General features: G+C 31.2%; 7 protein-coding genes. 4 read left to right on the top strand and 3 right to left on the bottom strand.

Going from position 1 to position 14510, the window contains the following annotated elements:
- Positions 1-22: 22 nt before the first annotated feature.
- From AB8B23_RS07590 to AB8B23_RS07580, 3 genes are all read right to left on the bottom strand, one after another.
- Positions 23-586 carry a DNA-3-methyladenine glycosylase I gene (locus AB8B23_RS07590; protein WP_021743896.1) on the bottom strand — a complete coding sequence of 188 codons (564 nt, stop codon included), beginning with the start codon at positions 584-586 and terminating at the stop codon, positions 23-25.
- A 45-nt stretch (positions 587-631) separates the two neighbouring features.
- Positions 632-1739, bottom strand: a protein-coding gene (prfB, locus tag AB8B23_RS07585) for a peptide chain release factor 2 (protein WP_369712243.1) whose coding sequence is annotated in 2 segments (ribosomal slippage) — positions 632-1666 and positions 1668-1739 — 1107 coding nt in all. Because the reading frame shifts where the segments join, the coding sequence is not laid out codon by codon here.
- Between the two features lie 329 nt (positions 1740-2068).
- A complete protein-coding gene (locus AB8B23_RS07580; RefSeq protein ID WP_021743894.1) occupies positions 2069-3109 on the bottom strand; it encodes a 2-hydroxyacid dehydrogenase in 1041 nt (346 codons plus the stop codon).
- A gap of 191 nt (positions 3110-3300) precedes the next feature.
- On the opposite strand from AB8B23_RS07580, the gene AB8B23_RS07575 reads away from it, so the two are divergent.
- The 4 genes from AB8B23_RS07575 (at position 3301) to AB8B23_RS07560 (ending at position 14348) form a co-directional block, all read left to right on the top strand.
- Positions 3301-4515 (top strand): saccharopine dehydrogenase family protein, encoded by a 1215-nt coding sequence (locus AB8B23_RS07575; protein ID WP_369712242.1) that lies wholly within the window; start codon positions 3301-3303, stop codon positions 4513-4515.
- Between the two features lie 699 nt (positions 4516-5214).
- Positions 5215-11535, top strand: a complete 6321-nt coding sequence (locus AB8B23_RS07570; protein ID WP_369712241.1) for an autotransporter-associated N-terminal domain-containing protein — start codon at positions 5215-5217, stop codon at positions 11533-11535.
- Positions 11536-11804: 269 nt separating this feature from the next.
- Complete coding sequence (locus AB8B23_RS07565; RefSeq protein WP_021743891.1) at positions 11805-12845, top strand: BMP family lipoprotein; 1041 nt, start codon at positions 11805-11807, stop codon at positions 12843-12845.
- A gap of 198 nt (positions 12846-13043) precedes the next feature.
- Positions 13044-14348 (top strand): thymidine phosphorylase, encoded by a 1305-nt coding sequence (locus AB8B23_RS07560; protein ID WP_369712240.1) that lies wholly within the window; start codon positions 13044-13046, stop codon positions 14346-14348.
- Positions 14349-14510 lie beyond the last annotated feature (162 nt).

Genomic DNA, 14510 nt, shown 5'->3' with positions numbered 1-14510 from the left:
CTTATAAACATTTTATAAATAATTATTTAGCTGACTTTTTATAAGGACAACTGATTAAGTGGTCATCAACTATTCCGATTGCCTGTAAGAAAGAATAAACGATTGTAGAGCCAACAAATTTAAAGCCACGTTTTTTCAAATCTTTGCTGATTTTATCAGATAATTCTGTAGTAGCAGGTGCTTCTGATATCTCTTTCCAGTTATTAATAATTTGCTTGTTATCTGTAAAATTCCAAATGTACTTGTCAAATGAGCCAAATTCCTTTTGTACTTCCATAAATGCAAGGGCGTTTTTAACAGAAGCGGCTATTTTTAATTTATTTCTCACAATTCCATCATTTTGAGCCAGTTCAGCCAACTTAGTTTCATCATATTTTGCAATTTTTTTATAATCAAAATTATCAAAAGCCTTTCTAAAATTTTCTCTTTTATTCAAAATAAGATTCCAGCTAAGTCCTGCCTGAAAGCCTTCCAATATTAGCATTTCAAAAAGATAATTATCATCGTGGGAAGGCACTCCCCATTCAGTATCATGATAGACAATGTCATTTTCAGATTTTGCCCATGGACATCTAGTTTTTTTCATAATCTAATCCTTTCAATTTTTTTAGTTAGTATAAGTAAAATTATTTTAAATTTTAAACATGGATTTAGCATATTTTAAATATTCGTTTATAAATAAGTCAATGTCTCCATCCATAACTTTTTCCACATTTCCTTCTTCTGCCTTTGTTCTGTGATCTTTTACCATTTTATAAGGCTGGAAGACATACGAACGGATTTGACTTCCCCATTCGATTTTTGATTCTGTTCCCTTTAATTCTGCCATTTCCTTCTCACGCTTTTCTAGTTCCAGCTCGAATAATTTTGATTTTAATATTTTCATTGCAGTTTCACGGTTTTTTAGCTGTGAACGTTCATTTTGGCATGTAATTACTGTGTTTGTAGGAATATGAGTGATTCTAACGGCTGAGTCTGTTGTGTTTACGTGCTGTCCGCCTGCGCCACTTGCCCTGTAAGTATCAATTTTCAAGTCCTCTGTACGAATATCAATTTCAACATCATCTTCTATTTCTGGCGTAACATTTACTGCGGCAAATGAAGTATGCCGCCTGGCATTAGAGTCAAATGGAGAAATTCTGACAAGCCTGTGAACGCCTTTTTCCCCTTTTAAATATCCATAAGCATAATTCCCTTTTATATTTAATGTTACACTCTTTATCCCAGCTTCTTCTCCAGCAAGGCTGTCAAGGATTTCAACTTTGAAATCATGCCGATTTGCCCATCTGTCATACATTCTGTAAAGCATTTCAGCCCAGTCACAAGCTTCAGTTCCACCAGCCCCTGAATTTATTGTAAGAATCGCATTATTCATGTCGTATTCCTCATCTAGAAGTAATTTTGTCTTAAAATTATCAATTTCATTTGTCAAATCTTGTGCCTTCTGTTCAAGTTCATTTTCAAACGAATTGTCCCCCATCTCAATAAACTCAATAATAGTGGAAACATCTTCAAAAATCCCATTTAATTTCTCGTATTCTTCAAGCAACTTTTTCTTTGCACTAATAGTCTTTAATATTTCCTGACTGTTCTCACTGTTCCAGAAATCTGCTTCAAATGTCTTTTTTTCCAAGTCATCAATTTCATTTTTTAAATTTTCAATGTCAAAGATGCCTCCTAATTTCTTCAATGTTAATTTCATTTATTTCATTTTGTTTTTTTATTTCAAATAAATCCATATTTTTAAACCTTTCTTTATACATTCAAATTTTTATCTTTAACTACAAGTAAAATTTTTTTCAAGAAAAAAAATAATTGTTAATTAAATAAATTTATAGTAAAACTTATTTAAAACTAAACTCAAAAGCGATGACTATTTTACTCAAACCATAAATTTATATAATTTTAGCAGTTTAATTTAAAATAGGTTTGAGTATATAATACAAAAAATCTTTTGAATTGAGACTTTAAGTATTTTTAGGAAAATATTAAAAGAAGCTGCTTTTTAAAACAGCCTCTCGTAAAGTTTTCTGATAGTAAAACTTTATATCAAAATTTTAAATAATAATTATTTTTGAACTCTGACACCTTCAACGATTTTATCATTTTCTTCATCGTACCAAACTTCATTTTGTAAAGTTTCTTCTTTTACATAAGATAAAATGTTGTTAAATGTAGCTTCGGCAATGTTATCTAATGCTTCATTTGTTAAGAATGCTTGGTGAGATGTCAATACTACATTGTTGAATGATAATAATCTTGCTAAAACATCGTCTTCTAATACTTGGCTAGATTTGTCGTCAAAGAAGTAGCTTGATTCATTTTCATAAACGTCAAGTCCAACTCCACCAACTTGTTTAGATTTTACAGCGTCAAGCAAGGCTTCTGTCTCAATTAATCCACCACGTGCAGAGTTTATAATAATAACTCCTTTTTTAACTTTTGCAAGGCTTTCGGCATTGATAATATGTCTAGTTTGCGGTGTTAATGGGCAATGAAGTGAAAGAACATCAGCTTTTTCAAGCACCTCATCCAAAGTTGCGTAAGTAAAGTTTTCTTCTTTTGCAGCTTGTTCATTTGGATATAAATCGTATGCAATTACATTCATTCCAAGTCCATTTAAGATTTTTATAAAAATTCTTGCGATTTTTCCAGTACCGATAATTCCAGCAGTTTTACCATGCAAGTCAATACCAGTTAATCCAGCAAGACTGAAGTTTCCTTCACGAGTTCTATTATATGCTTTATGTGTTTTTCTATTTACAGTCATAAGTAATGCTAAAGCATGTTCAGCCACAGCAAATGGTGAGTAAGCAGGTACTCTTAAAACAGTAATTCTGTTTTCACGGGCAGCCTTTAAATCGATATTGTTATAACCAGCACATCTTGCGGCAATAACTCTTACACCGTTTTTTGCAAGTATATTTAATACTTTTGCATTTAAGTCATCATTTACGAAAGTACAGACAACATCTTGGTATTTCGTAAGCATCACATTTTTTAAGCTTAATTTTTCTTCAAAATATGTAATATCTGCTCCAAATTTTTCGTTCCATTTGTCGAAAAATTCAATATCATAAGGTTTTGCATCGAAGACTACAATTTTCATTTTTACATTCCTCCTAAAATTTATTATCTTTTAATTTATTATAGCAAATAAAAATAGCCTAAGTCAAATGATTTTACAAGATTTTTAAAAAAGTAATTTACAGAATAAAAATTTTACAGTATAATAATGTTGAGAAAAAATTCAGAATTAATAAATAAAAAAATAAAATAAATTTGAGGAGGCGAAAATTAATGGGAAAAAAAGCATTAGTAATCGGAGCTGGAGGAGTGTCAAATGTAGTGTGTCACAAATGTGCACAAAATTCAGAAGTATTTAGTTCAATTATGATAGCTAGCCGTACAAAGGCAAAATGCGATGAAATCAAGGAAAGAATTGAAAAAAGTAAATATGCTGGAAGAATTGAGATTCAGACTGCAAAGGTGGATGCAAATAATGTGTCTGAGTTAGTGGCATTGATTAATGAATATAAGCCTGATATTGTGATAAATGTGGCTTTACCATATCAAGATTTGACAATTATGGATGCTTGTCTTGAAACTAAGACTGATTATTTGGATACAGCAAATTATGAGCCTTTGGACACAGCTAAATTTGAGTATAAATGGCAATGGGCGTATAAGGAAAAATTTGAAAAGGCTGGGATTACTGCTATTTTAGGAAGTGGATTTGATCCAGGTGTTACTGGAGTATTTTCGGCATATGCACAAAAGCATTATTTTGATGAAATAAATTACATTGACATTCTTGATGCAAATGCAGGAGATCACGGTTACCCTTTTGCAACAAACTTTAATCCAGAAATTAATATTAGGGAAGTTACAGCTAATGGAAGTTACTGGGAAGATGGAAAATGGGTGGAAACAGAGCCAATGGAAATTAAAAGAGTTTACAATTTCCCTCAAATTGGCGAAAAGGATATGTACTTATTGCACCACGAAGAATTAGAATCGCTTGCAGTTAATATTAAAGGTATTAAAAGAATTAGATTCTTTATGACTTTTGGACAAAGTTACCTGACTCATTTAAAAGTACTTGAAAATGTTGGGATGACTTCAATTGAGCCAATAGAATTTGAAGGAAAGAAAATTGTTCCGTTACAATTTTTGACAGCTGTGTTGCCTGATCCGGCTTCGCTTGGGCCTAGAACAAAAGGTAAGACAAACATCGGAAATATTTTTAGAGGTAAAAAAGATGGTGTAGAAAAAACTTATTACGTATACAATGTTTGCGATCATGAGGAATGTTACAAAGAAGTTAGTTCACAAGCTATTTCTTACACAACAGGAGTACCTGCAATGATAGGAGCTGCAATGGTACTTACTGGTGAATGGAAAAAGCCAGGAGTATTTAACGTAGAAGAAATGGATCCAGATCCATTTATGGAAGCATTAAATAAATTTGGACTACCTTGGGTTGAAGACTTTAATCCAACGTTAGTTGACTAATAAAGAAAATATATTTACAGTAAAATAATTTTTTGAAAATCAAACTACTAATTTAAAATTCTTTTGTAGTTTGATTTTTTTTTGACTTTTTAATGTAAGAATTCTTTTTAATAATACTATATCTCCATTTAAATTAATAAATTTTGAAATATAGTTTTTATTTTTTCTAATGGGATTTAGTATCAGATATTTTATTTAATAACAGCTTTTACTATTTTTATTATATTTTTCTCGCAGAATTGCTCATTTCTGTAAATTTTACAACTATAGATAGATTATTTTTTATTTGTTTTATTTCAAAACATTTTCTTTAATTTAGAAAAGTTTGTAATAAATTCGTTATTTTAATAGGGATTAGTATAAAATATAAAAATAAACAAATATAAATTATTAATAAAAATTAATTTTTTAATTAATAACATAGAAAAATTATTAGGAAATATTAAGTGAAAAGATAAAGTTTTTGGTAAATAATAAAAAAATGGCGTTTATTATTAATAATAGATTAATAAATTGATGTTTTTTCTTAAAAATACTTGATTTTTTTAAGATATGATGTTATTATGAATTTGATTATGATAACATTAATGGAAATCATTATTTAACAGTTATTTTAAAGGGAAATTAAATATTATAGTTCATAGTAAATTCTTACTATGTTTGAATAATTTATAATATATCAAGAAAGGTTTGAAACAAATGTCAAATGAATTAAAGCAATTGAGAAAAAACTTAAAAAGTTTTGCAAAGAAATGTAAGAACTTTAAGTATACAGATTCCGCATTACTCACATTTTTATTGTGTGGAACAGTAATGTCAAATAATTTTTTAACAGCAGAAACAAAGGAACCTTCTGTTGAAAATTATAGATATGAATTTTTAAAATCTATAAATAAAATGCAGGAAAATGTGAAAAAATCAAAAAAAGAAAACAAGCGATTGTTAAATAGCTCAAATTTAGAATTAATTCAATTAATGGAGCAGGGAGACCATGTTGTAAAATCGCCTTGGATTAATTGGCAATTTGCTAATGGTGGATATTATAACGATTGGCACGAAGCTTATAAAGGGATTGGAGACAAGAATGAAAAATATCCGTACGAAGGAATATTTGAAAGAAGTCTGAATCTTTATGAAAGAACAATATCGCCAAATAGTGATAATTATGAGCTGCTTGAAAGGACAAGAAGATTAGCTTCTGCTACAGGATTAGCAAATGGTTACGGACTTATAAGTGTATATTCAGCTACCGAACCATTAGTAAGTTTTGAAATAAGTGCCGGAATCAGGCCTAGAAGAGTTAATAAATCTCCACTTTCAATAGCTGATAAAACAGCAATCATACCTATATTACCAGAACCTATCAGATTTACGCCACCAAAACCAGTAATAAAGTTACCAGTACTACCAGATCTACCAGCACCTCCAACTTTTAACATACAATTAGGTTCTTATCAAAATCCTATGGGATACATTACACTGCCCGGAATAAACGGTTCATTTTATAATAATCCTGCAATTGGAACACCTAGAACATATACTCAAGCAAATACCAGTATAAATGATATTACAACAAATAATCCCTCTTTAAGGTATGGATGGGCTTCTCAAGCTGGTGGAAAAAGTGCGCTTTTTTTCATTCATTTTGATGTTATATCAAATGATACTAATGGTTCTACTGTTCAATTAAATAATAATTTAACTGTAACTTCTAAAAACCCACTTAATACCAGTCAAAGACAGGACGAGATCAATGCGGGAAGAAATTATAATGGTCAAGACTTCTTGGTTGGTGGTTCAAGAGCTGCTACAGTAGATAATGTTATTGATGTTGATTTGGAGAATAATAGTACTATAAATTTAATAGGACCCTTAGTTGTGGGATTTGAAGCTCAGACGGATACTTATTTGAAACAAACTCGAAATTTTGATCAAAAGGAACGTAAGATAACGAATGGTAACGGTGGAGTAATAACAGATGCTTTGGAACCAAGCGATAGCGAATTGCAATCTTTGATTCCATTAAATACAGAAAGATCATTAATTCCTGGAATGTTTGCAAACCGTCCTGCGTCGATTGAGATAAAAAATAAAAACGGATATGTGGGACATAAAGTAGGATTAATACTGACTTATGAAAATAGAGACGAATATCCTAATTCGAATTATTTTTTGACAAATAATGGAATAATAAGATTTTTTGGTGAAAAATCAATTGGAATGCAAGTATTTGCACTCTCTTCTCCAAGCAGAGTCACAATGTCAAATACTGGCTCAGGAACAAAAGGAATGTTTATGGGTGGTATTGAAAGTTATGCCATGAAATGGTCATCACGAGTTGCAAATAATAGTACAATGAACAATAGTGGTACTATTGAAATATCAGGAGATGCAGGCACACACACTTCAGCTGGAGTTACAACAGTTTTAAATTCATTGTCATCAGGAATGGCAGTTATAGAAAATGGAATCACTGAAGGAAAAGCAGCATTTTCTATAAGAGGATATAATGGAAAAGTTACAAATAGCGGAACAATTAATGTTTCTGGTGGTAAAGGAAATACTGGAATGGTTCTAATTGTAAATGCAGCAGACGACATAACAAATGCATCAAAGGGGACAATTAATGTTAGTAGTGTAGCAGGAAGACAAAATATTGCTATGAGAGTGGATAAAGGAACAGTCACGACAGATGCTCCTGGAACACCTAAAGCAATAAATGACGGTAATATTTATTTAGATGGAGATTCTTCGATGGGAATTGTTGGAACAAATGCTGATGTTAAGAATAATAATGGTAAAAAGATTGCAACAAAGACAAATCTGACAATTATTAATGGAGTTGGAATGGCAACTCGTGGTGGAAACCTTGAAAATGAAGGTGAAATTGATTTAGAAGGAACAGGAGTTTCGACTAATATTGGTGTTTATATGACAAAAGGTACTAATAATCCAACTGGAACATTTTCTAAAACAAGTGTTATCAAAGTAAAGGGAGATGATTCGACAGGAGCGTTAATATCGAATGGTACATTAAATTATGGTGGAAATATTACAGCTGTAGGAGATGGAGTTTCTGGATTAATAATAGGAGATAACAAATCAAATACTGCTGATGCGACAGTAAAAGCTAATGGAACAATAACCGTAAATAACGGATTGCAATCTGCTGGAATTTATACTTATACTGACAGTTCATCAGGAAAATCTGTAACTGTAAAAAAAGGATCTTATGGAATTGTTGTTGGTAAAAATTCAAAACTTGTAAGTGATGGAAAAAATAATGTTGATGTGAATGTAAGTGTTAAAGGGACAGAATCAATAGGGCTGTATGCTGGAGAGAATGCTAAGCTGGAAGTCAAGGATCATACTGTAAATGCAGATGATGGAGCGGTAAATTATGATGCTGATAAAAATTCAACTTTGACATTAAAAGGAACAGGAACAGCGCGTACAGGGAAAAAATCATTATTATTTTATCTTGGAGAAAATGGAACCGGTAAAATTTCATTGGGTGGAACTATGAACGCAACTATTGAAGGAGGAACGACTCCTGTGGAAAGAGGTAACGCATTTTATTACGTAGGAAATGGAACTACATTTGGTACCTCAGAAATTGAAAACTGGGCAAAAAATAATTTTGGAGATGGTAATACTTCAACTTTAGGGAATTTAAATTTGACAATGAATACAGGTTCAAGGCTGTTTATAGCACAAAATGTTGGGATGAACTTGTCTGATACAACAGGAGACACAATTTCAAGTGCTACTGGAGCTAACATAACTGGGACTGATTATAAAACGTTTATGCTTTATTTAAGCAAATTAACAATTAATCAGAATGTAGATTTGGACGATACTTCTGATGCATATAATCATTTGGAAATTTCAAATTCATCAATAAAAAATAAAACTGCTAAAGTTATGGCAGGAACAAATGATAATCAGGTTGCAATGGCTCAGGAAAATAATAAAGATCTATACTTACGAAATAAAGTTACATTGGAAAATGAAGGCGAAATTAACTTAAGTGGTACGAGGTCTACAGGAATTTATGCGAAATTTGGAGAACTTTATAATAAGGCATCAGGTGTTATTACAGTAGCTAATAAATCAACTGCAATGTACGGAGTAGGTGATTCTTTGCTTGAAAATATTGGTAAAATATCAATAGGAACTAATTCAATAGGAATGTATTCGGAAGGCTCTACGACACAGGCTATGAAAAATAGTGGAATTATTCAGCTTTCTCAGACTGACTCAGTTGCAATGTCATACAAGCCTGATTCATCACTTGCCGCTGGGACAATAGTTGAAAATGTGGGAAAAATAGAACTAACAGGTGATAGAAATACTGGAATCTATGCTTCAGGAACATCAGCATACAAAGCTAGAAATAGTGGAATTATAACGTTATCGGATTCAGCTGTAATCAATAATCCCAATGTAGGATTATACACTAATAATAAAGCTGCAACTCTTGAGAATACAGGGGTATTAAATATTGGAAAAAATTCAATTGGAATTTATGGATACGAAGCTAAAAACAGTGGAAAACTAAATGTTGGAAATGCTGGAATTGGAATCTATTCTCAAAATGGTGATATAAGTTTAACTAATGGAAAAATCACAACTGGAACAGATGAAGCAGTAGGAGTTTACACAGTAGGAACTAGTCAAAATATAACAAATATGGCAACTTCTTTTGAAATTGGAGATAATTCATTCGGATTTGTAAATGTTGGAACAGGAAATAAAATAACTTCAAATATAGCAAATGTAGGACTTGGAAATAAAAATGTGTATGTTTATTCAAATGATACAGCTGGATTAATTTTGAATAATACAAATATTACATCAACAGGAGAAGAGAATTACGGGATTTATTCAGCAGGAACAGTAATAAATAATGGAAATATAAATCTATCAAGTGGTAAAGGAAGTGTTGCAATTTACAGTATTAGAGGAGGAACTGCGACAAATACAGGTATAATCAATGTAGGTGCTTCTGATGTAGTGAATAAGCTTTATTCAGTAGGAATGGGTGCAGGATATGGGACAACAGATACTGGAAATGTTGTAAATAGAGGAACGATTAATGTAAATGGTAAAAGTGGAATTGGATTGTATGCAAGTGGTTCTGGAAGTACAGCAACAAATACAGCAATAATCAATCTAAACGAAAACAATACAACAGGAATTTATGTTACAGATGGGGCGGCAGCTGTGAATAGTGGTACAATAACTACTGGACCTGGAACTTATCGTAATGTTGTTGGAGTTTATCTGGGAGAAGGTTCTACACTTAATAATACTGGTACAATAAATATAAATGCTAGAAATGGTAAAGGAGTTTATTTAAAAGGTGGAACGGTAATTAATTACGGAAATATAACGGTAAATGGTGAAACAGATATAAACAGGACTGTAGTCCCATTTACAACACCAGATACAGGAAAAGAACTAGGGGGGCTTATAGTTACAGCACCATCTGGAGCTTTATCTGCTACAATTACCGTAAATGGAGTTCCTCAAATACCAGTAGTCATAAATACGGAAGCTAGAAATCCAATATCAGTATCAGCTTCAAGTATCGGAATGTATGTAAACACTTCTGGAATAAGCTTTACAAATGTAATAAATGGTTTGGAAAATCTAACAAGTGAGGCGGATTTAATAATTGGTACCGAAGCAGCAGAAATTACAAATAGTAAATATATCCTGATAAATGATCCAAGAATATTGGATACCTATAGAAATGCAATGGAAAATAACCCAAATATAAAATGGACTGTTTATTCATCTTCATTGACATGGATGGCTACCCCGACACTAGAATTAGGAACAAACAGAATAACAAGCCTATACTTGGCAAAAGTGCCTTATACAGCATGGGCTGGTAGAGAATCAACGCCTGTAAAAAGTACAGATACATACAATTTTGCAGATGGATTGGAACAAAGATACGGTGTAAATGCTTTAGGAAGTAGAGAAAGAGAAATATTTACAAAGCTAAATTCAATTGGGAACAACGAAGAAATTCTATTGTATCAAGCATTTGATGAAATGATGGGACATCAATATGGAAATCTTCAGCAAAGAATTAATTCGACGGGAAATACTTTAAATAAAGAATTTGAACATTTACAAAAAGATTGGAGAAATCCATCAAAACAAAATAGCAAAATTAAGATATTTGGAATGAGGAATGAGTATAATTCAGATACAGCTGGAATAATTAATTATACAAGTAATGCCTATGGTGTAGCCTATGTTCATGAAAATGAAACGCTAAAACTTGGAAATTCAGTTGGCTGGTATGCTGGAGCTGTAACAAATAAATTTAAATTTAAAGATATTGGACATTCAAAAGAGAAGCAAACAATGGTTAAAGCAGGGATTTTCAAGACAATATCACCAAGTTCTGATTATAACGGAGTATTAAAATGGAGAATATCAGGAGATATATTTACTGGAATTAATGAAATGAATCGGAAATATTTAGTTGTAGATGATGTGTTTGAAGCAAGTTCAAATTATAATTCTTATGGTATGGCAATTAAAAATGAACTGGAATATGACATAAGAATGAGCGAGAAAATACACTTACGTCCATATGGCTCAATAAAAATGGAATATGGAAGATTTAATAGCATAAAAGAAAGAAGTGGACAAATGAAGCTGGAAGTAAAAGGAAATGATTATATTTCAGTAAAACCAGAAATTGGAGCAGAATTTAAATATATTCAGCCATTGGCAGTAAGAACTAATTTATCAATAGGATTAACAGCGTCTTATGAAAACGAATTAGGAAAAACAAAAAACAATAAAGGAAGAGTAAGAGGTACACAAGCAGACTGGTTTGGAATAAGAGGGGAAAAAGAAGATAGAGATGGAAATGGAAAATTCGATTTAAAAGTAGGGATAGATAATACAAAATTTGGAATAACGCTAAATGCTGGATACGATATAAAAGGAAAAAATACTAAAGGTGGAATTGGATTTAGAGCTATTTACTAATAGTTTGATTATTTTAGAATGATAAACATAAAAGATCGGAAGAATTGTTTAAAAAGTATAGATTGTCTTCCGATTTTTTATGATAAAAATATTATAAAATTTTAGAGTTATCTGATTTTATCAACTTAATATAAAAAAAGTCTTTATAATTTTAAAGAAATTTTAGTATACTTAAAAAATTTTTGAAAAATTAATGAGACACTATTTTAAAATTTAAAAAAATAGGGTATAATAAAACATAAGAAAATAAAAATTTTTAGGAGGAGAAAATGAAAAAAATTATAACAATTTTTAGTGTAATTTTTGCATTAATGTTAGTTGTAGCTTGTGGAAATAAACCAGCTACAGGAGAGCAGGTAAAAGATGGTAAAACATCTGCAGATGCAACAAATTCTAAAAAGGCTGTTGCAGTAGTTTATTCTACTGGTGGGAAAGGTGACAAATCATTTAATGATGCGACTTTTAGAGGTTTAGAAAAGGCTCAGAAAGAATTAGGAATTTCTTTTAAAGAATATGAGCCAAAAGACCCATCAACAGAAGCAAAGAATGCTTTAACACAATTTGCAGAATCTGGAGAATTTGAGTTGATTATTGCGGTTGGATACAGCATGAAAGATTCATTAGTTGCTGTAGCTCAAGCTTTCCCTGATCAAAAATTTGCAATAATTGATGAAACTGTAAATGGATTGCCAAATGTTGCTTCTATTTTGTTTAAAGAACAAGAAGGTTCATTCTTAGTAGGAGCGTTGGCTGGAATGATGGATAAAACAGGAAGTATTGGATTTGTGGGTGCAAACGAATCTGAATTAATTAAAAGATTCTATGCGGGATATACACAAGGTGCAAGATACGTAAAACCAGATATTAAAGTTTTACCTGTATACATTGGAGGAAACAACTCATTTAACGACCAGGCATCAGCAAAAGCTAAAACTGAAACACTAATCCAACAAGGTGCGGATGTTATTTATCATGCTGCTGGAGCAAGTGGACTAGGAGTATTCCAAGCAGTTAAGGAAAAAAATGTTTATGGAATTGGTGTGGATTCTAACCAAGATAATTTGTATCCAGGAATAATTTTGACGTCTATGATGAAATATGTTGATAATGCAGTATTCGATGTTGTAAAATCTTCAATAGATGGAAAATTTGAAGCAAAATTACAAGTTTTTGGAATCAAGGAAAATGGAGTAGGAACAACTAACTTTGAATTTACAAAAGATAAAATTGGAGAAGAAAACATCAAACGTCTTGAACAAATTAAACAAGATATTAAAGATGGTAAAATTCAAGTGAAACCTACATTGTAATTATAAATATTTTTCAAAGTGCAAAAATTTATAAAAATGGTTGTTTGAGAATTGATAAATTAAATATCATTCTTTTACAACCTTTTTATCTTTTCTTTAATTTTTTATATTTACAATTTTTTATTGGACTAGTAATTTATGATTTGGAATATTTTGATTTCCAAGCCATAGTTTAAGAAATATTTAGGAGATGATTTTATGAGAGCAGTTGATATAATTGAGAAAAAACGTGACAACCTTAAACTATCTGATACAGAGATAGAGTTTTTATTAAATGAATATTTGACTGGAAATATTCCTGATTATCAGATGTCAGCATTTCTTATGGGAGTTTACTTTAATGATATGACAAAGGAAGAACTGTTGAAATTTACAATGGTAATGAGAGACTCTGGAGATGTGATAAAATTTGATGAGATAGATAGATTTCTTGTGGATAAGCATAGTACAGGAGGTGTTGGAGATAAGGTTACAGTAATACTTTCCCCTATTTTATCAGCACTTGGGATGGGAAATGTGAAGTTATCTGGAAAAGGACTTGGGCATACTGGAGGGACAATTGACAAGTTTGAGTCAATTAAAGGATTCAAGTTTTCAACGACAAAAGAGGAACTTGTAAAAATTGCTAATAAAACTGGAGTTGGGCTGATGGGATACAGCGACAAGATAGTTCCGCTTGATAAGAAACTATATTCTTTACGTGATGTGACTGCAACTGTTCCAAGTATTCCGTTAATTGCCAGCAGTATTATGAGTAAGAAATTAGCAATTTATTCAGATGTTATAATTCTTGATGTAAAAGTTGGGGATGGAGCCTTTATGAAAGATTTGGAGCAAGCTAAAAAATTGGCAGAAAGAATGATTGAAATTGGAAAAGGTGCTGGAAGAAAAGTCAAGGTTGTACTTAGCAATATGGATGAACCGCTTGGGCATGCAATTGGAAATGCAAACGAAATTATAGAAGCAATTGAATTTTTAAAGGGAAATGGTGCTTCTGACGTAAAAGAAGTTGTTTATACGATTACAGGACTTGCCTTGAAAGAAAAAGGTGAAATATCAGAATTGAGTGAGGCAAAAGAAAAAATTGATGAAGTAATAAAAAACGGAACAGCATTAAAGATATTGGCAGAATTTATTGGGGAAAGTGGTGGAAACAAAGACCTTATAAATGACTATGGATTACTTCCAAAAGCTAGATATGTAATGGAAATTTTTTCTGAAAATGAAGGATATATAAAAAAAATAAAAACAGAAGAAATTGGAAAAGCAGCAATGATTATTGGTGCAGGCCGTGCTAAAAAAGAAGATGAAGTTGACCATGCAGTTGGAATAAATATCTTTAGAAAAGTTGGGGAAAAAATAGGAAAAAATGAAAAAATTGCTGAAATTTACTATAATGATGATAAAAATGTGAATGAATCTAAAAATATGGTTATAGATGCATTTGTAATAACATCAGAAAAAGTTGAAGAGCCAAAGGCAATTTTTGAAATAATAGAATAATTTGCTTATAAGAAGGGCTGGCTTAGGATAAAATCTAAGTACAGCCTTTTTATAGATTAAAAATTACTAATTTGAATACATAAAATTATTAAGATTTAGGCTGTTCTATTAAATTAAGAAAAAATGCTTTGAGAAAAAATGTAAAAAATGGTAAAATATACA

The organism is Leptotrichia sp. HSP-342 (assembly GCF_041199995.1).
Classification (GTDB): domain Bacteria; phylum Fusobacteriota; class Fusobacteriia; order Fusobacteriales; family Leptotrichiaceae; genus Leptotrichia; species Leptotrichia mesophila.
This window is presented reverse-complemented; position numbering and strand designations above follow the sequence as displayed.